The organism is Actinomadura alba, assembly GCF_014323705.1.
GTDB classification, from domain to species: domain Bacteria; phylum Actinomycetota; class Actinomycetes; order Streptosporangiales; family Streptosporangiaceae; genus Actinomadura_C; species Actinomadura_C alba.
Genome location: NZ_JABVEC010000006.1, coordinates 91,422 through 110,224 on the forward strand (window position 1 = coordinate 91,422; position 18,803 = coordinate 110,224).

General features: G+C 70.7%; 20 protein-coding genes. 10 read left to right on the forward strand and 10 right to left on the reverse strand.

The window, feature by feature from the left end; translation table 11 throughout:
* Positions 1-87 precede the first annotated feature (87 nt).
* The gene (locus tag HKK74_RS10410; protein WP_187242929.1) at positions 88-636 is read left to right on the forward strand and encodes a hypothetical protein; all 549 of its coding nucleotides are present in this window, start codon (positions 88-90) and stop codon (positions 634-636) included.
* On the opposite strand, the gene HKK74_RS10415 is transcribed toward HKK74_RS10410, so the two are convergent.
* Both HKK74_RS10415 and nucS read right to left on the reverse strand, forming a co-directional pair.
* The gene (locus tag HKK74_RS10415; protein WP_246491414.1) at positions 621-1,016 is read right to left on the reverse strand and encodes a DUF3224 domain-containing protein; all 396 of its coding nucleotides are present in this window, start codon (positions 1,014-1,016) and stop codon (positions 621-623) included. The two genes, HKK74_RS10410 and HKK74_RS10415, sit on opposite strands and share 16 nt — an antisense overlap.
* Before the next feature lie 81 nt (positions 1,017-1,097).
* Positions 1,098-1,781: an endonuclease NucS gene (gene nucS / locus HKK74_RS10420; RefSeq protein WP_187242931.1), complete on the reverse strand. Its 684-nt coding sequence runs from the start codon at positions 1,779-1,781 to the stop codon at positions 1,098-1,100.
* Positions 1,782-1,924: 143 nt separating this feature from the next.
* Here nucS and HKK74_RS10425 point away from each other — a divergent pair, with 143 nt between their 5' ends.
* Together HKK74_RS10425 and HKK74_RS10430 are read left to right on the forward strand one after the other, a co-directional pair.
* Positions 1,925-2,389 (forward strand): GNAT family N-acetyltransferase, encoded by a 465-nt coding sequence (locus HKK74_RS10425; RefSeq protein WP_246491415.1) that lies wholly within the window; start codon positions 1,925-1,927, stop codon positions 2,387-2,389.
* Between the two features lie 197 nt (positions 2,390-2,586).
* Positions 2,587-2,979 carry an SCO5389 family protein gene (locus HKK74_RS10430; protein WP_187242933.1) on the forward strand — a complete coding sequence of 131 codons (393 nt, stop codon included), beginning with the start codon at positions 2,587-2,589 and terminating at the stop codon, positions 2,977-2,979.
* 46 nt (positions 2,980-3,025) lie between these two features.
* Here HKK74_RS10430 and HKK74_RS10435 read toward each other — a convergent pair whose 3' ends face one another.
* Positions 3,026-4,021 (reverse strand): LLM class flavin-dependent oxidoreductase, encoded by a 996-nt coding sequence (locus HKK74_RS10435; protein WP_187242934.1) that lies wholly within the window; start codon positions 4,019-4,021, stop codon positions 3,026-3,028.
* A gap of 85 nt (positions 4,022-4,106) precedes the next feature.
* Here HKK74_RS10435 and HKK74_RS10440 point away from each other — a divergent pair, with 85 nt between their 5' ends.
* From HKK74_RS10440 to HKK74_RS10455, 4 genes are all read left to right on the forward strand, one after another.
* Positions 4,107-5,834, forward strand: a complete 1,728-nt coding sequence (locus HKK74_RS10440; protein ID WP_222722121.1) for a 3-hydroxyacyl-CoA dehydrogenase — start codon at positions 4,107-4,109, stop codon at positions 5,832-5,834.
* Positions 5,835-5,883: 49 nt separating this feature from the next.
* Complete coding sequence (locus HKK74_RS10445; RefSeq protein WP_187242936.1) at positions 5,884-6,201, forward strand: Rv1322 family protein; 318 nt, start codon at positions 5,884-5,886, stop codon at positions 6,199-6,201.
* A gap of 100 nt (positions 6,202-6,301) precedes the next feature.
* The gene (locus HKK74_RS10450) at positions 6,302-7,024 is read left to right on the forward strand and encodes an alpha/beta hydrolase (protein WP_187242937.1); all 723 of its coding nucleotides are present in this window, start codon (positions 6,302-6,304) and stop codon (positions 7,022-7,024) included.
* A gap of 126 nt (positions 7,025-7,150) precedes the next feature.
* Entirely contained in the window at positions 7,151-7,948 is a 798-nt protein-coding gene (locus HKK74_RS10455; protein WP_187242938.1) for an alpha/beta fold hydrolase, read from the forward strand.
* Positions 7,949-7,981: 33 nt separating this feature from the next.
* Here the strand turns inward: HKK74_RS10455 and HKK74_RS10460 are convergent, their stop codons facing one another.
* From HKK74_RS10460 to mce, 3 genes are all read right to left on the reverse strand, one after another.
* Positions 7,982-9,529 carry an AI-2E family transporter gene (locus HKK74_RS10460; RefSeq protein WP_187242939.1) on the reverse strand — a complete coding sequence of 516 codons (1,548 nt, stop codon included), beginning with the start codon at positions 9,527-9,529 and terminating at the stop codon, positions 7,982-7,984.
* A gap of 106 nt (positions 9,530-9,635) precedes the next feature.
* Positions 9,636-11,000, reverse strand: a complete 1,365-nt coding sequence (locus HKK74_RS10465) for a DivIVA domain-containing protein (RefSeq protein WP_187242940.1) — start codon at positions 10,998-11,000, stop codon at positions 9,636-9,638.
* Positions 11,001-11,451: 451 nt separating this feature from the next.
* Positions 11,452-11,874 (reverse strand): methylmalonyl-CoA epimerase, encoded by a 423-nt coding sequence (gene mce / locus HKK74_RS10470; RefSeq protein WP_187242941.1) that lies wholly within the window; start codon positions 11,872-11,874, stop codon positions 11,452-11,454.
* Positions 11,875-12,000: 126 nt separating this feature from the next.
* On the opposite strand from mce, the gene HKK74_RS10475 reads away from it, so the two are divergent.
* Together HKK74_RS10475 and meaB are read left to right on the forward strand one after the other, a co-directional pair.
* Positions 12,001-13,209, forward strand: a complete 1,209-nt coding sequence (locus tag HKK74_RS10475) for an acetyl-CoA C-acetyltransferase (RefSeq protein ID WP_222722122.1) — start codon at positions 12,001-12,003, stop codon at positions 13,207-13,209.
* 26 nt (positions 13,210-13,235) lie between these two features.
* The gene (meaB, locus tag HKK74_RS10480; protein WP_187243090.1) at positions 13,236-14,195 is read left to right on the forward strand and encodes a methylmalonyl Co-A mutase-associated GTPase MeaB; all 960 of its coding nucleotides are present in this window, start codon (positions 13,236-13,238) and stop codon (positions 14,193-14,195) included.
* Between the two features lie 18 nt (positions 14,196-14,213).
* On the opposite strand, the gene HKK74_RS10485 is transcribed toward meaB, so the two are convergent.
* Genes HKK74_RS10485 through HKK74_RS10500 form a run of 4 tightly spaced genes read right to left on the reverse strand, consistent with a single transcriptional unit; the run spans position 14,214 to position 17,877 of the window.
* Entirely contained in the window at positions 14,214-14,966 is a 753-nt protein-coding gene (locus HKK74_RS10485) for a DUF4230 domain-containing protein (RefSeq protein WP_246491416.1), read from the reverse strand.
* A gap of 34 nt (positions 14,967-15,000) precedes the next feature.
* The gene (locus tag HKK74_RS10490; protein ID WP_187242942.1) at positions 15,001-15,783 is read right to left on the reverse strand and encodes a DUF2127 domain-containing protein; all 783 of its coding nucleotides are present in this window, start codon (positions 15,781-15,783) and stop codon (positions 15,001-15,003) included.
* 35 nt (positions 15,784-15,818) lie between these two features.
* Positions 15,819-17,078, reverse strand: coding sequence for a hypothetical protein (locus tag HKK74_RS10495; RefSeq protein WP_187242943.1), 1,260 nt, complete (start codon positions 17,076-17,078; stop codon positions 15,819-15,821).
* Positions 17,071-17,877 (reverse strand): ATP-binding cassette domain-containing protein, encoded by an 807-nt coding sequence (locus HKK74_RS10500; protein ID WP_187242944.1) that lies wholly within the window; start codon positions 17,875-17,877, stop codon positions 17,071-17,073. Before HKK74_RS10500 ends, HKK74_RS10495 begins: the two co-directional genes overlap by 8 nt.
* Positions 17,878-18,188: 311 nt before the next feature.
* Here HKK74_RS10500 and HKK74_RS10505 point away from each other — a divergent pair, with 311 nt between their 5' ends.
* Positions 18,189-18,695, forward strand: a complete 507-nt coding sequence (locus HKK74_RS10505; RefSeq protein ID WP_187242945.1) for a MarR family transcriptional regulator — start codon at positions 18,189-18,191, stop codon at positions 18,693-18,695.
* The last annotated feature ends 108 nt before the right edge of the window (positions 18,696-18,803 follow it).

Below are 18,803 nucleotides of genomic sequence, written 5' to 3' on the forward strand. Positions count from 1 at the left end.
GTCGCGCCGATCGAGCGATCGGGGCATTCCCCGCAGGGTACCTGTGCCACATGGCGGTCTGGCGCGAGATGCCCCTATGATCCCGGCATGTCGCTCCTGTTGACCTCAGGGGTCACCGGCCTGGTCTGTCTCGTTGCCGGGCTGCTCCTCCGGCCGCCGTTCGAGCGACTCGTACGCCGCAAGCCCTCGCTGCGCGACCTCCGCAGGGAACTCGACGGTCCCCGGCCGGGGCTGGCGTTCTATGTCGTACCGCCGGGGCTGGGCGACCCGGCCGAGATCGTCGCGGGGCTGACCGGCAACCGCAGACCGCGCCTCTGCCTGATCGGGCGGTTCTGCGGACCTCTGCCGTACGACGCCGCGCCGGTCGCCGGTTCGGTGCTGCGACGCGGTGCCCTGTGGGTGGCCGCAGGCATGCTGATCTTCGACCCGAAGGCGGATGGGGCGGAGATGTGCGTGCTCGAAGCACCGTACGGAGTGGACGCCCTCGAACCCATGCCGACCGACACGGGCGACCCGATGGTCACCCTGGACCTCGGCGACGGCGTCGTGGTGTTCGAACCGTCACCTGACATCGACGTGTCCCATGCCTGGAGCCGGATCGAGAGCGTCCTGACCGCGGATCAGTCCAGCTCGTAGCCGAGGGTGTAGGAGTGCCCGCCGTCCGGCCCGACGATGATCTGCCCCTCGCCGCGCAGGCCTTTCAGCTCTGAGGTGCCCGACGTGGGCACGATCTGCCATTTCAACCACTGGACCCCGTCGGTGGCCCCCGCGCTGTGCTGAAGGACGAAGGTCCCCTGACGGCCGTGCAGCGTGCCCTCGAAGTGTTCCAGTGCCACGTAGGCGGCGGGCCCCGCCTCGGTGTGCACCGACAGCAACTCGGTGGTGCTCGTCCCGGTCAGGTCTCCCTGGAAGACCTTGCCGACGATGACGCGGTCCATCTTCGCGCCGGTGCGTTCTTCGGTGGCCTTCTCGTCCCAGCCGGTGATGTCGAAGGTCCCCGTCGCGTTCTCACTCATGGGCGCCATCCTGCCCGCCGTACCTGCCACCTTCTGTCAGGTACGGCCGACGCCGGCGCCCGGCCGAGGAACGGTGTGCGGTCAGAAGAGGGTGCCGTCGAGTTCGATGCCACGGAGCCTGTCGTAGTCCAGGGTGACGCAGTCGATGCCGCGGTCCGTGGCGAGTACCTTCGCCTGCGGTTTGATCACCTGTGCCGCGAAGATCCCCCGCACCGGGGCGATCAGCGGATCCCGGTTGAGCAGCTCCAGATATCGCGTGAGCTGCTCGACGCCGTCGATGTCGCCACGCCGCTTGATCTCCACGGCGACGGTCGCGCTGCTGTGGTCGCGGCAGAGGATGTCGACCGGTCCGATCGGGGTCGGATACTCCCGCCGGATCAGCGTCCAGCCCTTGCCGAGCGTGGTGATGTGCTCGGCGAGCAGTTCCTGGAGGTGCGCTTCGACGCCGTCCTTGCGCAGGCCCGGATCGAGCCCGAGCTCATGGCTGGAGTCGTGCAGGATCTCCTCGATGGTGAGGATGAGCTGTTCCCCCGACTTCCCGTGGGTGACCGTCCACCGGGCGATCGCGCCGCTGTCCTCCGCCGGCGGCTCCTCGCGTAGCGAGCAGGGCGGGTTCATCCAGTTCAGCGGCTTGAAGGCGCGGTCGTCCGCGTGTACGGAGACGGAGCCGTCCGCCTTGATGAGCACGAGTCGCGGGGCCATGGGGAGGTGGGCGGTGAGGCGGCCGACGTAGTCGACGCTGCACCGCGCGATGACAAGACGCACGGTCCATCACCTTAGCCAGCGCGCCCGCCCCGGTGCTGCTCCACCGTACGATTCATGCGAGGTGAGGAGGGAGTGCGACCATGAGGTGGACGCTGACGGGGAAGTCCCGCGCATCGGATGAGATGCGGATCCGACGTGCGGTGATGAGCGACGATCGCGGCCTTGCCGAACTCGATCGCAACACCTGGTCGCCCGACAACGCGGTGAGCCCGCGTCCGCACGAGAACGCGGTGTTCTTCGACCTGGCGAATCCGCCGGAACAGTTCCTGGTGGCCGAACGCCGGGGCCGGCTGCTCGGCTTCATCCGGCTGGTCCAGCCGGTGCCGCTGCCGAGCGGTGACCACGTACGGCAGATCCAGGGCTTCGCCGTCGACCCCGCCGAGCGTGGGCGGGGACTCGGCCGGCTGCTGCTCGACGCCGTGTTCGAGGAGGCCCGCAGCCAGGGTGCGCGTCGCATCACGCTCCGGGTGCTCTCGGTGAACACCCGGGCCCGGCGGCTCTACGAGGCCGCGGGCTTCGCCGTCGAGGGTGTCCTGCCGGAGGAGTTCTACATCGAGGGCAGTTATGTCGACGACGTGCTGATGGGACGCAGTCTCCTCGTCGTGTGAGCTCCGTGTGAGCTCCGTGTGAGCCCCCGGCCGCGCACACCCGCTCCGCCAGGACCTCGTGGCGTGTTCGGCGACGATGAAGGCCAATGGTGGACAAGCTGGGCGTTTCATCACTAATCAGACCTAGACGTTCGTAGGCGCGATGATTACCGTCGCCAGAGGAGTTGAGGTACGACGGACGGCGAAAGGAAGCTCCCATGTCCCTCGACGTGTCTGCGGAACTCCTGAAAGAAGCACAGCACGGTGAGGTCGACGACGCGGCGTTCGTCGAGTGCATCCGCACTTCGCTGCCGTACGCCTGGGAGATGATCAGCGGCCTGGTGGCCCGTCTCCAGGTGGACGGCGGAGATTTCGCGGACAATCAGACGCCACCACCGAACGAGCAGGCCCGCGGCCAGCTCCTTCGGGTCCTCGCCAGCGATGCCATGCGGGGCACGCTGGAACGCTACTTCGGGGTGAAGCTCGCCTTCCAGAACTGCCACCGCGTCGCCGTCTTCCCCGGTGCCGCGGCCGACGGCCGGAGCTATCGCGATTTCGTGTCGGCACGCGAGCAGATCCTCAACCAGTCGCCCGAACTCCGCGACTGCTGACCCCACCTCCGCGATCTCGTGGCGTTCCGCGGTGAACGCCACGAGATCACGGACCGGGGTGATCGCGCACCTTGGGGAGGACCTCGGCGCCGAGACGGGCGATGTTCTCGAGGGTGCGTTCGCGGGAGCCGGTGCAGTCGACCAGCAGAATGACGTGCCGGATCCCAGTGGCGGCCGCCGTCGCCGCGAGGGTGGCCGCGCAGTCGTCGGGTGCGCCCACCGGGTGCAGCTCGCACAGCAGCCGGGCGTACTCCCGCGGATCCCGTGGTGTCGTCGGCCGTCCGTCCACCGGCACGTATCCGGCCAGCCCGGGGCCGAGCCAGCGCGGCAGCTCCCGGCGCACGGTCCGAACCGCCTCTTCGCGGCTGTCGGCCACGTGGGCCACGCCGGTGGCGATATGCGCCGCCGGTCCGCCGATCTCCGCGTACCGGGCGACCGCGGCGGCCTTCTCCTCGTCCCCGATGTGCATGCCGAGCAGCATCGGCAGCCCGCGTGCGGCGGCGAGGGCCTCGGTGCCCGGTGACGTGCACGCCACGACGACCGGTGGCGGCGCGGTCGGTCGTGGCACGACGGGTACCTCGCGGAACCGGAAGGCGTGACCGGACCACGAGACCCTCTCGGACGACAGCCAGGCGAGCAGCAGGTCCAGAGACTCGGCGAAGCCCTCTTCGAAGCGCTCCAGGCCGGTGCCGAACACCTCGAGATCGACCCAGGGGCCGCCACGCCCGATGCCGAGCCGGAACCGGCCGCCGGACACGAGGGAGAGGAGCGCGGCCTGCTCGGCGAGCGCCACCGGATGCTGGTTGGACAGGACGCTCACCGCTGTGCCGACCTCGATGCGTGACGTGGCACCGAGCAGGTAGCCGGCGAGCGTCACGGCGGAGGGACAGACGCCGTACGACATGAAATGGTGCTCCGCCACCCACACGTCGTCGAACCCGGCACGCTCGGCGGCCGCCGCGGCCTCGACCGTACGGGCCAGTGCGTCACCGTGCTCCTCGCCGGGGAACTGCCCGGCCGGCAGGAAGATCCCAAAGCGCACGCGTCATTCGTACCAGAGCTCGTCTCGGACGACCCGTCTGGGAGACTCCTGAAAGTACCGGCGGGGCGACAGGGAGCACGTGAGCATGGCTGATTTCCAGAAGATCGGAGTTGTCGGACTCGGCACCATGGGTGCCGGAATCGCGGAGGTGATGGCCGGTGGCCGCCGCGATGTGGTCGGCATCGAGGTGAACGAGGCGGCGCTGGAGAGCGGCCGTGGACACCTCGAGCGCTCCACCGGACGTGCCGTCAAGCGCGGCAGGCTCACCCCTGAGGCGCAGGCCGCGCTCCTGGACCGGATCACGCTGTCCACCGACTACGCGGCCCTGCGCGACTGCGACCTGGTGATCGAGGCGGTGCCGGAGCGGCTGGAGCTCAAGCGCCGCGTCTTCGCCGAGCTGGACCGGGTCTGCCGGCCGGACGCCGTGCTCGCCACCAACACCTCCTCGCTGCCGGTCACCGAGATCGCGGTCACCACCGGCCGCCCGGCGGCGGTGGTCGGCGTCCACTTCTTCAACCCGGCGCCGGTCATGAGACTGGTCGAGGTGATCGGCACTGTCCTCACCGAGCCCGGCCACGTCGCGAGGGTCGCCGAGCTCGTCCGCGGGCTCGGCAAGGTGCCGGTCACCATCGGCGACCGCGCCGGGTTCATCGCCAACCGGTTGCTGTTCGGCTACCTGAACCAGGCCGTGCGGATGTACGAATCCGGGCATGCCACCCGCGAGGACATCGACACCGCGATGAAGGCCGGTGCCGGGCTGCCGATGGGCCCCTTCACGCTGCTCGACCTCATCGGCCTGGACATCTCGCTGGACGTGCTCGAGGCGATCCACCGCGAGACCCGGGACCGCCGGCACGCACCGGCGCCGATGCTGCGCCACCTCGTCACGGCCGGACTGCTCGGCCGCAAGACCGGCCGCGGCTTCCACACCTACGAGGGGCCCGGGTCGCCGGTCGTCGTCGGCTCACCGTCGCCGGCCGCGTCCGAGGCGGCGGTGCCGGAGCGGCCGCTGGTCGGTGTGGCCGGGACGGGCGCCGTGGCCCTGGCGCTGATCGAGACGGTGGCCCGCGCCGGAGGCGGGGTGCGGTTCGTCGCGACCGAGGCGGGCGGGACCGAGGCGGTCCGGCAGGCCGTCGAGGCGTCGCTCGATCGCGCGGTGGCCGGCGGCGAACTCGACCAGGCGGGCCGTACGGCCGCTCTGGGCCGGATCACCGGCGGATCCGAGCCGGGTGCCGTGGCGGAGTGCGACCTGGTCATCGAGGCCGTCACCGGCGACCCGGCCGCGAAACGCTCCGCGATGGCCGCCCTCGACGGCGTCGCCAGGCCCGGTGCGATCCTCGCCACCACCGCCGAGACCGTTCCGGTCATCGAGCTCGCGACGGCCACGTCCCGGCCGGGTGAGGTCGTGGGCCTGCACTTCGCCGAGCCGGGACGGAGCCTGGCCGAGGTCGTCTCGACGGTGCTCACCGACGCGCGGGTCCGGCGACGCGCGGTCGCGATGGTGGAACGGCTCGGGATCACCACCGTGCGCTGCCGCGATCGGGCCGGGTTCATCATCGACGCGCTGCGCTTCCCGTACCTGGGCGACGCGGTACGCATGATGGACGCCGGATACGCCGACGCAGACGCGATCGACGCGGCGATGACGCTGGGGTGCGGCTACCCGGTCGGTCCGATCGCCGACCTCGACCGCCTCGGCCTCGACCGGGCCGTGCGGGTGCTGGAGGCGCTCCACGCCGAGTCGCGCGAGCCGGCGCTGGCGCCCGCCCCGCTGCTTCGGGAGTGCGCGACGGCCGGTCGGACGCTGCGCTGATCCGGACCTGGGGAACATGGGAAGTACGCCCCGTCCGTACCCTTATGACATGAGCCCCCGGAAGAATCGCCGCGACGCCGAGGATCGCCGGTCCGTCGGCGGCTCATGGTCCGGTGGGCTCCAGAACACCGAGGAGGGGCCCGACGGGGCCTGGGTCATCCGTACGATTCCGCCCGCCAACGCCACCAAGCCCTACCGCTGCCCCGGCTGCGACCAGGAGATCCCACCCGGTGTCGGGCACATGGTCGCCTGGCGGGCCGACGAGCGCAGCGCCGACGACCGGCGGCACTGGCACCGCGCCTGCTGGCAGGCCCGGCTCAGGCGGGCGCCGAGGACCCAGCGGTCCCGAGGCGCCCCGCGCTACTGACGCTGCGACCGCGATGGCGGCATGGGCGCCAGGACGACCGGTGGCAGGTGACCGACAGCAGCGCCACGGACAGCAGGGCTATGGACAGGAGACAGTTTTCATGGGCGAGATCCGCGCGAGTTCGGTGCTGCCGGCCCGGCGAGAGCCGATCACCTTCCACACCGCCGACGGGTTGGAACTGGTCGGCGAGCTGGCGGTGCCGGCGGACCGACCGTCCGTCGCCACCCTCGTCTGCCTGCATCCCCTGCCGACGCACGGCGGCATGATGGACAGCCATGTGCTGCGCAAGGCCTCCTACCGGCTGCCGGCGCTGGCGGACGTGGCGGTGCTCCGGTTCAACACCCGCGGCACGACCTCCGAGCGCGGTACCAGTCAGGGCGAGTTCGGTGACGGCGAGACCGAGCGGCTCGACGTCGCCGCCGCGCTGGAGTTCACGGAGTACCACGACCTGCCTCGCCCATGGCTGCTCGGCTGGTCGTTCGGCACCGAGCTCGCCCTGAAATGGGGCCGTGATCCGCTGGTCGAGGGCGTGATCCTGCTCTCGCCGCCGTTGCGGCGCGCGACCGACCAGGACCTCGACGCGTGGGCCGCGGACGGCCGACCGGTCGTCGCGCTCGTGCCCGAGCTCGACGACTACCTGCGCCCGCCGGAGGCCCGCGAGCGGTTCAAGCGCGTTCCGCAGGCCGAGGTGCTCGCGGTCGACGACGCGAAGCACCTGTGGGTCGGTGAGCCGTACGTGCGCATCGTGCTGAACGAGATCGTGCAGAGGGTGGCGCCCCAGGCGTACCCGCTCCCCACCGAATGGGACACCGCCTCAGGATGACGCTGATTCGGCTCTAAACCGGTACGGCCGAAGACGGCCACGGTCCTCGGGAGAGAGGGCCGCGACCGCCACCATGGCGTACATGACCGACCGATCTCCGCGTGACGACCGAACGGCAGGCGAGGCATGACCATCGCACTGAACGCACGCGACGTGGGCGAGGGCATCCCCCTCGTGCTGCTGCACGCCTTTCCGCTGTCCTCGGCGATGTGGCTCGAACAGCGGGAGGCGCTCGTCCCGCGGTTCCGGGTGATCACGCCGGATCTCCGCGGCTTCGGCGGCTCGGTCCTGGGCGACGACGAACCGTCGATCGACGCCATGGCCGATGACGTGGTCGCCCTGCTCACGTCGAAGGGCATCGAGCGGGCGGTGATCGGCGGGCTGTCGATGGGCGGGTACGTCGCGATGGCCCTCTGCCGCCGGCACCCCGAGCGGATCCTCGGCATGGTGCTCGCCGACACCAGGGCCGGCGCCGACCCCGAACCGGTCCGGCGGACCCGGTTGCGCATGGCCGATCAGATCACCGCCGACGGCGACGTGAACGTCCTGGTCGACGAGGTGCTGCCACGTCTCGTCGGCCCCACCACGTTCCGCCAGCGCGCTCTCGTGTACGGGCGGGTGCGCGGCCTCGTGCGCGCCGCGCCGCCGCGGGCGGTGGCGTGGGCGCAGCGGGCGATGGCCGCGCGGCCGGAGTCGTTCGGCGTGCTGAGGGGGATGCGGGTCCCGACCCTCGTCATCACGGGAGCCGAGGACGAGCTCACCACCGAGGACGACGCCCGCGCCATGACGGACGCCCTGCCGAACGCCGAGCTGATGATCATCCCTCGGGCGGGACACCTGTCGGCCGTCGAGCAGCCTGAGCTGTTCAACCAGGCCGTCGCGGAGTTCGTCTCGGCCCTGGCCGGACCCGTTGAGTCGTGTTGAATCGCCTCGCTTCGCTCGGCGGCTCGCGGTCCGTCAGAGCGTGTCCTGGCGGGGGACGACGACCTCGCGGACGATGAGGGAGACCGCCGCCGCGGTCGGGATCGCGAGCAGCGCGCCCACGATTCCGAGCAGCGTGCCGCCGATGAGGGCGGCGATGATGGTCGCCGCCGGGTGGACGTCGACCGCCCGCTTCATGACGCGCGGGTGGATCACGTAGTTCTCGATCTGCTGGTACGCGACGAAGAAGATGACGCAGATGATCCCCGTGGCCACCCCGTCGAAGAACGCGACGACGCAGACGAGCGAGGCGCCTATCGTCGCGCCGACGAGCGGGATGAACGCCGTGAGCGCGACCAGGAGCGCCAGCGGCAGCGCGAACGGCACTTCCATGATGAGCAGGAAGACGTAGGCCGACGTGCCGGCGACCAGGGCGACCGCGACGGTGCCCGCGACGTAGCCGCCGATCCGCACGAGGATCTCGTCGCCCAGCAGCGCCACCCGGGCCCGCCGCGAGCGGGGCGCCATGCGGTAGAAGAAGTTCTTGATGGTGGGCAGCGACCCAAGGAAGTAGAGCGTGAGGATGAGCACGGTGAACGTGCTGAAGAGTCCGCCGACCACCACCCGGCCCACACCGACGATGCCGCTCACCGCCTGCTTGCCGAAGTTGGCGTTGGTCACCGTCTCCTGCAGCTTGCCGAGCAGCTGGTAGCGCTGGTCGAGGTCCCGGATGTTGGGGTTCTGCTGGAGCTGCTGGATATAGGCCGGTACATGGTCGATGAACGCCGTGATCTCGTTCGTGAGCGGCGGCACGATGGCGGCGCCGAAGCCGGCGAACACCATGAGCAGGGCGAGGAAGACCATGGCCACCGCCCAGTGCCGGGACACGCGGCGGCGCTGCAGGGCCTCGACGGCGGGGTTGAGGCCGACCGCGAGGAACAGCGACACCACGATGAGGATCAGCACCTGGCGGGCGCTCGCGATGGCCTGGATCAGCGTCCAGGCGGCGAAGACCCCGAGCGCGCCGGTGAAGCCGAAGACGAACGGGTGCGTTCTGCCCAGTGGCTGGCCGGGCCGCCCGAACGGGAGGCTTTCGTCGACGCCGGCCTCACGCTTGCGGACCTCCATGTCCGTCAGCGGGTCGGCGCCCGGCTCATGCATCCGCTGCTCGGGTACGGCCGGAATGGCGATCTGGATGGGCGTCGGCGCCGGCGCGGGCGGCTCGGGGGAGGGCTCGCCGCCGCCGGCCGCCTCGCCGTCGGCCTCTCGGCCGGCGTCGTCGCCCGGCTCCGCATTGCTCTTGGCCTGCGCCCGACGGGCGGCCACGCTCCGGATCGTCTCTCGGGCTCTGACCCGGATCCAGTCGCGAAGGTTGCTCCGCGCCTCCGCGGGCGTCCGGTCCGGGGCCCCGCGGCCGTCCGGGGCCGCACCGCCGTCCGGAGCCGCACCGCCGTCCGGAGCCGCACCGCCACCCGGGGCCGCGCCGCCGTCCGGAGCCGCACCGTCGGCGGACTCGCCAGTGGCGTTGGAGGAGGCCGGCCGGGACGCCTCCGCCTGGTTCTCGCGCTCGGTGTCCTCGGGCACGCCGCCTCCTCGTCGCCGGTGGTGTTCGATCTCTTAGACGCCAGAAAGCCTAGGGGTGATTGCCACTCCTAGGCTTTCCGACTTTCGCGAGTTCGTCAGGCGAGGATCACTCCTGCCACCAGTCCTCGTCTTCGTCCTTCTTCTTCGCCGAGGGAGCGTTCTTCGCACCGGCTCCCGCACCGCCGCCGGCCGACGCGGCGGGAGCGGCGGGCTTCGGCGCGGGTGCCTGGGCCTGTGCCGGCGCGGGTGCCGCGGCGGCCTTCGGCTCGGGCGCCGGCAGCGCGGGCTTCGCGGCCGGCGGGGCGAGCGCGTCGTCGCCGCCGATCGGTGGCGGCTGCATGCCACCGATCAGCTGACGCAGCTGGTTGAGGTGCGTCGTGATGCTGTCGCGCTGACGCGTGAGCTCGTCGACCTGCCGCTGGGCCTGGGTGCGGATGCGGTCGGCCTCGGATTTGGTGTCGGCCAGCAGTTGCTCGGCCTGGCTCTTGGCCTCAGCGATGACCTGGTCGGAGTTCTTCCGCGCGTTGGCGACGAGCTGCTTGGCGTGCGAGTCGGCCTCACGCCGGGTCTGGTCGGCCTGCTGGGTCGCCTTGGCCGCACGCTGCTCGGCGGAGGCGGCGCGCTGCTCGGCCTCGGCCACGAGCTTCTGCGTGGCGGTCTGCGCGGCGGCGTGCCGCTCCGCGTCCTGCCGGTCGGCCTCTTCGCGGCGGGTGGCCAGCTGGATCTCGAACTCGGCCTCGGCCTGGGCCCGCTGCGCCTCGCTCTCCTCGAGGATGCGCTGAGCCTGCGCGCGCATCTCGTCGGCCTGGCGCTTGGCGGTGGTGAGGATCTCGTCGCGCTCGCGCTTCGTGGACGCCCGGAGCTGGGCGACCTCGCGCTCGGTGGTGGTGCGGAGCTTGGCGATCTCACGCTCGGCGGCGGCCCGCTTCTCCGCCACCTCGTGGTCGGCGGTGGCGCGGAGCTTGCCTACCTCGCGCTCGGTCGTGGAGGTGAGCTCCTCGGCCTCGCGGCGGGCCGAAGTACGGACGTCGTCGGCTTCCCGCTCGGCCGCGTTGAGCATGTCGTCGCCCTCGCGCTGGGCGGTCGCGCGCAGCTCGGCGGCCTCGTTCTCGGCGGTGGCGCGGTGCTCGGCCGCGTCGACCTTGGCGGCGGCCTTGATCTCGTTGGCCTCAGAGCGGGCGGCCTGGACGAGCTCGGTCGCCTGCTCCTCGGCGAGCCGCAGAAGCTGCTCGATACGTGCGCCGAGGCCCGAGTAGGTCGGCCGATCCTGCTCCTGGAGCTGCCTGTGAGCATCCGACAGCTCGCGCTGCAGAGCCTGTGTCTGCTCGCGTGCCTGCCGCACGTCGTTGTCGAGCTTCTTGATCTGCTCGTCGACCTGGTGCCGGTCGTACCCGCGAAGCACCACGTCGAAGTCGGTTGGGGGCGGGTCTTCGAAAAAGTTGCTGAGCTGGGCGTCGATGTCGGACTGCATGGGCTCAATCCTGAGGTGACGAGTCGGCTACGGGTAGTTCCGGGAGCGGTTGACCACCAGACTGTACGGGCCTGCGGGCCCCAGACCTATCCCGGCCACAGCAGCGTACTCCCGCTGCTGCCGTGTTGGGGGCTCATCTGGACGCACTGCGTGTTTTGCCGTATGTGTGGCGTTTACCAGGAGAGCTTCCGCGCCGCCGGTGGCGTCCTGAGAAATGCGACGAAGGACTGTAAAACCCGACATCCCACGGCCGTTGAGTGCTTTCCGTGACCATCTGATTGCGATCGCGTCACGATCCTGCCCGATGGGTTGCCGGGTGGTGGCGCGGCCTTGGGCGACGCCGGGCACCGGCCCCCGAAGCCGTGCCTCTTCGCGGCCTCTTCGCTCCGCTTCCGTACGTCTCAGGATCCCACGGCCGGCCGCGGGCGGCGACATCCGGCGGCGCGTCGCGTCAGGCCTTCTCGACCAGCTCGGTCAGGACCCCGTGGCAGTCCTTCGGGTGCAGGAACGTGATGCGCGACCCCATCGAGCCACGCCGCGGGACGTCGTAGAGCACACGGACGCCGGTGGCCGCGATGCCGTCGGCCTCGTCCTGCACGTCGCCGTCGGTGCCGAACGCGATGTGGTGGACGCCCTCGCCGTTCTTGGCGAGGAACTTGGCGATCGGGGAGTCCTCGCGGACGGGCTCGAGCAACTGGAGGTACGTCGCGCCGCCGTCCCCGGTGTCGTTGATCTTGAGCATGGCCTCGCGTACGCCCTGCTCTTCGTTGACCTCGACATGGACGTCGGTGAAGCCGTACGTACGGCGGTAGAACTCGACGGTCGCGTTGAGGTCGTGGCAGGCGATTCCGATGTGGTCGATGCGGGTCAGCACGTCTCTGCCTCCAAGGTCGCAGTAGTACAGGCGCAGTCGCTCGGCGGCCGAACCCTCCGCGCGGAGACCCCGGTCCTACTGGGTATGGTTGCAGGCGTCGCCACCGAACATTGTGGAGGTTCCCGCATGCCGTCGAAATCCGTGGTAGTGGCCGGAGCCCGCACCCCCATCGGGCGGCTGCTCGGCTCGCTCAAGGACTTCTCCGCCGTCGACCTCGGCGGGATCGCCATCAGGGCGGCACTGGAGCGCGCGGGTGTGAGCGGTGACCAGATCGAGTACGTGATCATGGGCCAGGTGCTCCAGGCCGGAGCCGGGCAGATCCCGTCGAGGCAGGCCGCGGTCAAGGCCGGCATCCCCATGAGCGTGCCGTCGCTCACGATCAACAAGGTCTGCCTGTCCGGGCTCGACGCGATCGCGCTGGCCGATCAGCTGATCAGGGCCGGCGAGTTCGACGTCGTGGTCGCCGGCGGCATGGAGTCGATGACCAATGCCCCGCACCTGCTGCCCAAGTCGCGGGCCGGGTTCAAGTACGGCTCCATCGAGGTGCTCGACTCGATGGCCCACGACGGGCTGAGCGATGCCTTCGACGGCGTCTCGATGGGCGAGTCCACCGAGCGCTACAACGCCAAGCTCGGCATCTCGCGCGAGGAGCAGGACGAGTTCTCCGCCCGCTCGCACCAGCGCGCCGCGGCGGCGATCGAGGACGGCCGGTTCGCCGACGAGATCGTCCCGGTCGAGATCCCCCAGCGGCGCGGCGAGCCCGTGGTCTTCTCGGCCGACGAGGGCGTACGGGCGGGCACGACGGCCGAGACGCTCGGCCGGCTGCGCCCGGCGTTCGCCGAGGACGGCACCATCACCGCCGGCTCCTCGTCCCAGATCTCCGACGGCGCCTGCGCGGTCGTGGTCATGTCCAGGGCCAAGGCCGAGGAGCTCGGCTGGTCCGCGGACGGTCCCCGGCGGTGGCTGGCCGAGATCGGGGCCCACGGGAACGTGGCCGGTCCGGACAGCTCGCTGCAGTCCCAGCCGGCCAACGCCATCAAGCACGCGTTGGCCAAGGAGGGCCTCGGCACCGACGCCCTCGACCTCATCGAGATCAACGAGGCGTTCGCCTCGGTCGGCGTCCAGTCGATGCGCGACCTCGGCGTCGGGCCAGAGATGGTCAACGTCAACGGTGGCGCGATCAGCCTTGGGCATCCCATCGGCATGTCCGGCGCCCGCATCCTGCTGCACCTCGCGCATGAGTTGAAGCGGCGCGGCGGGGGCGTCGGCGCGGCCGGCCTCTGCGGTGGCGGCGGTCAGGGCGACGCGCTGATCATCCGCGTTCCCGGCGCCTGACCAAAGGGAGGTCGTTGGTGCGGACCGTGGACGTCGATGATCTGGTGGCGCGGGCGCGCGACGGCGCGCCGCGGGCGCTGGCCCGGCTCATCACCCTGGTCGAGAACGCCTCACCGCACCTGCGCGAGGTGATGGCCGCGCTGAACCCGCTGGCCGGCAGGGCCCAGGTCATCGGCCTCACCGGCTCGCCGGGGGTCGGCAAGTCCACCTCGACCGGTGCGCTCGTCACGGCGTTCCGCAAGCACGGCAGGCGGGTCGGCGTGCTCGCGGTCGACCCGTCCTCGCCCTTCACCGGCGGAGCGCTGCTCGGTGACCGCGTGCGGATGCAGGACCACGCCACCGATCCGGAGGTGTTCATCCGCTCGATGGCGAGCCGGGGCCACCTCGGCGGGCTCGCGTGGGCGGCGCCGCAGGCCATCCGAGTCCTGGACGCCGCCGGTTGCGATGTGATCCTGGTCGAGACCGTCGGGGTCGGGCAGGCCGAGGTCGAGATCGCCTCCCTGGCCGATTCGACGATCGTGCTCGTCGCACCCGGCATGGGCGACTCGATCCAGGCGGCCAAGGCCGGCATCCTCGAGATCGCCGACATCTTCGTCGTCAACAAGGCCGACCGGGACGGCGCTCATCAGACCGTGCGCGACCTGCGGAACATGATCGCGCTCGCCGACCGCGGACTCGACGAGTGGCGGCCGCCGATCGTCACCACGGTGGCGTCCAGGGGCGAGGGCGCCGACGAGGTCATGGAGGCGCTCGACAAGCACTGCGCGTGGCTGACGGGCACGGGGACCCTCCGGAAGCGCCGGCTGGCCCGGGCCCGCGACGAGGTCGAGGCCATCGCGGTCACCGCGTTGCGCGAGCGCATGGGCGACCTGCACGGCGACCGGCGGCTGGACGTGCTCGCCGCGAAGGTCCTCGACGGGGAGTGCGATCCCTACTCGGCCGCCGAGGAACTCGTCTCGGCGGTCACCGACGACGGCCCGCGCTGACGCGGGCCCGCCGCCTGGTCACTGACCGGAGCCGATGGTCACGTTGACGGTCTTGAAGCCGAGTGACTTCAGCAGGTTCTCAAGCATGAGCTTCGTGTTCCTGTCGGCCCGTTCGCGCAGCCCGCTTTCGGTGGCCGCCGTCTGGATCTTCTGCGACGCGAGCACGTAGAGCTGCTGCTGATTGTTCGGGTTGCCGCCGAAGAAGTCGCCGAGCCGGTTCGTCAGGCCGCGCTGGGTGGCGTAGACGTAGCTCCTGGAGGAGTCCAGGTTCGTGGGCTCGAGCTGGGCGTGCGGCAGTTTGATGGTCGCGGTCGTGCGCTCGCGGTCCACCGTCACCGCGCCCGACGCCAGTTTCGAGAAGTCGACATAGGCGTCGACGCTGCCGTTCCCGACGAACAGGGTGCGCTTTCCGCGGACGGCGTTCGGAAGGAATCTCGCGTCCTTCTCCAGATCCACGATCACCTGGAAATTGCCGCTCGCCGCCTCGTACCGGGACAGGTCGCGGATGGACTGGAGCAGCACCGGGCCGCTGCGGTCCTTGGTCTTCTCGGCGAAGGGGTTGAGGCTGAACCATCCGGCGAAGTGATTGACCACCTGGAAGGCCACGAACGCGACGAGCACCGCGACCACGAGGAGCATGGCGAGCCCGCTTCGCCGGCGGGGCGCCTTGTCGGGCTCGGCGTGGTCGGTTCTGTCTCGCTCATCGGTTCCAGCGCTCATCGGCCTGTCCCGCTCACTGTGCTCGTTGTCGTCCAGATCCACGCGTGCCATGGCAGAGACATTCCCCGTGGAGAGGACATCTCACCTACGTCGTCGCGGTGCCGTGCCGCGGATCCGCCTCGTGTGAGGCGCGTTCGACGGCGAGCAACGAGGCGTTGTGCTGTTGCGCGTCATGCGCCGCCCGACCACCGCGCAGACCGAACAATCTCTTGCTGACGACGATATAGACGATCAAAACGACATTGACGACGAACGCCGCGAGGCGGACCACGGTGACGCGCTCCGTCAGCTCATAGATCTCGATCGGCAGCCCGAACGAGGTGGCTATCACCGCGAAGTACTCGCCCCAGCGCTTCAGCAGCCACAGGCCGACCGCCTCGATGAACTCCACCACGGCGTAAGCGAGCAGGCCGACCGCGACCCAGGTCAGCGTTCCGGTTCCCACCTCGAGGGCATGCCGCAGACCCATAACGATCTTGGAGTGGTCCAGGTCCCAGCCGACCTTGCCGGCCAGCGGGCGCAGCAGCGGCAGGTCCTCCTGGAAGATGCGCTGGATGGAGCCCCGGTGGTGTGCGAACCGCCAGACGCCGTACGCCGCGGCCAGCACGATGAGTGCGCGGATCGCGCGCTCGACGGCGAAGAGCCGCATGATGAAGGCGTCGCGCAGTTGCCTGCCGCGCATGACCAGTGGCGCCTCGTCGGCCGGGCCGGACCCGTGCGGCGGGCCGTGCACGTACGCGCCGCAGCGCAGGCACCGCCACGCCTCACCGACGGGTGTGCCGGCCCGCAGCCTTCCGCGCAGCCGGGGCTCGTCGGGCGCGTAAGTGACGTGGCCCTTGCGGGCGCAGGTCAGCAGGCTCCAGTCCACGTCTCCACCGTTTCGACCGCCTCTCGCCGGGCCGGCTACCGGAAATGCGACTCCACCAGCGCGCACCTTCGGTAGTCGGCGAAATGCAGGCGCAGCCAGGCGCGGCGCTGCTGTTCGTCCCAGCTCGCGAACCGGCGGGCGGCCGCCGTGCCCGGAGCGTTCTGCGGTTCGTGGTCGAGCAGCCACGCGTTCACCATCAGGGTGTAGGCGGCGCTCCGTGCCCGGCGCGGATCGGCGCACGCCCGCTCGTCGACAAGGCCGCCCCGGATCTCGTCCTCGACCCGCTGCTCGTACCCGTTCGCCAGGTCGCTGAGATGGATGTGGGCGACGCCGCCCTCGATCGAGACCGGCTCGTGCGCGGGGCGCTGCTCGACCCGGATGAACGCACCAGGGGTACCGGTGAGCCGTGCCGCCAGTGGGGTCACCTCGGCGACCAGCGATGGCAGGGCGGTGCGCAGGGCGGGGTGCACGCAAACCGTGAGCGGCCACTCCCGGCAGGCCAGCCCGGTGGGCGAGGGAAGTACCGCCGCGCCGTCGTAGTCGTGCAGGCGCTTCGTGCTGACGGCCGCGACGACCAGCGCCGTGGCGAGCGGAACGGCCAGGGGCAGCGTCGAGAGCTCCCGGCGGCCCGCCGCCAGCACATAGCCGAGGACCAGCGCGGTGCTCAGGCTCAGCGACCAGAGCACCTGGTGGGCCAGCACTCCGGTCCGCGGGTAGGTGAAGAGTTCGACGTGCCCGAGGTCGGCCGGTGGGAGCAACCGCCACCATGAGTGACCGTCATGACGCAGCCACGCCCAGAGAGCGGCCGCGACCGCCGTCGCGGGCACGATCAGCGGCCGGGGCAGCAGCCGGCCCGCGAGGTATCCGCTCACCACGTACAGCAGCAGCGTCGCGGCACCGACGAGGAGGCCCAGCGGGCGCAGCCGGCCGGCCTCCTCGCGCAGCACGGTCTGACCGGCGATCACCACCGTGACCAGGCCGTAGGCCGCGAGAGTGGTCGCCGTCAGCAGCGCCAGGTCGAGCAGCGGCCCGGTCGCCGGGGACCGGACGGTGAGGCCGCGCAGATAGTCCAGGCGCCGCTCGCGCATGCCGACCCAGGCCGCGAACGCCGCGGCGGCGGGCCCCAGCACCCGCGCCGAGGCGCTCACCGCCATGACGGCGTCGTCCCAGTACGCCACCCCCGGGATCAGCGTTCGCCACGCGGCGGCCACCCCGATCGCGGCGAGCACGGGCACGGCGAACAGCAGCGCGGAGCGGCGGGCGTCCAGCCGCAGCACCCGCCCCAGGTCACACACCAGCGCCGATCCGCTGCGGACGCGTCCGGCCTGGGGCCCGCCGCGACCGCACCGGTGGCGCGGGTCGCGGGGCCGAGCGGTGCGACGGGCCGGTCTCGACGGCCGGCTCGGTCAGCCGCCCCCGGGCCAGCGTGAAGATCCGGTCGCACCGGCCGACGAGCCGGTCCGCGGCCGAGGCCGTGACCAGCACCGTCGGCGCCAGCGACCGGATCACCGGCCATAGCTCCATCGCCTTGTCAACGGCCTTCTCACCGGTCTTGTCGCCGGCCCTGTCCTCCGTCCTGTCGCCGGTCCCGCCGTCGATGGCGGCGAACGGCTCGTCCAGCAGAACGAGGCGCGGCCGGTGCACGCAAGTCGCGGCCAGCCCGGCGCGCAACCGCATGTCGGCGGGCAGCATCGACAGACTCATCGACGCCACGTCGCGCAGCTCGAACCGGTCGAGCGCCGCCTCGACGGCGCCCGCGGGCACGCGCTTGTAATACCCGGCGTAGGCGACGAAGTCGCCGACGCGCAGATCCGCCGCCCAGGCGAAATCGCCCGGAAGGTATCCGAGCAGCGCCCGCGCGGCGCGCAGCCCGGCCGGGTTCCCGGTGTCGTGACCGAGAATCTCTAGCGCGCCGACATGTGGACGGCGCAAAGTGGCGAACGTGGACAGCAGGCACGTCTTCCCCGCGCCCCGCGGACCGGCGAAGCCGATCACTCCTCCGGTGATGCCGAAGACCGCTGGGCGCAGAATCCACCGCCCCCCGCGGCGGATCCCCATGCCTCTGGCCACGATCGTGGAAACATCCGCGATCATGTAACCCCCCATTATCGTCATGCCATTGCGACAATCAAGAGAGCTGAATCCGATGGCGGTAATTCCCCCTGCGCCACCCTCGCTCACGCGAGTCAAGGCCCATCTTTGCCGTCGCAACACGCATCGACATCACGACTATAACCACGCTTGGCGTTGGCTGTCAGCTCTCTTTTGTGCTGGCCAGAAGGTTGTGAAGAGCGCCGTCCGCCGTAGCAGTTACCTTGCTGTTATGGGGTGATTTACGGCTCGACGGTGCGTGAACTCGTCGATATGTCGATTTGCCGACGCCCCGGTACCGCTACCGTGTTCGTGTGGTCAAGCCGCTCAATCTTCCGTTCGATCCGATCGCCCGTGCCGGGGACCTCTGGGAGCACCGGTGGGGCGCGTCCCCGGCCATGCTCGCCGTCACCTCCATCATGCGGGCCCAGCAGATCCTGCTCGCCGAACTCGACGCGCTCCTCAAGCCGTACGACCTGACGTTCGCCCGCTACGAGGCGCTGGTGCTGCTCACCTTCAGCCGGGAGGGGGCGCTGCCGCTCTCGAAAATCGGTGAACGGCTGATGGTGCACCCGACCAGCGTCACCAACATCATCGACCGGCTGGAGCGCCAGGGGTACGTGACCCGGCGCCGCAACCCCCGCGACGGCCGTGGTGTCCTCGCGGGCATCACCGACGAGGGACGTGAGGTGGTCGAGCGCGCCACCGCGGCCCTGATGGAACGCGACTTCGGGCTCGACTCCTACGACGACGAGCGGCTCTTGGAGATCTTCGACGTGCTGCGGACGCTGCGCGTGGCGGCGGGGGACTTCGCGGACTGAGCGGCCTTGCCGAGCGGCCTTGAACGGACTTGAGCGGACTGAAACGGTTCCGCGGTTGGACTAAATACTAGGACGTCCTAGTATTTGGTGGGGACGGACCGACCCGGA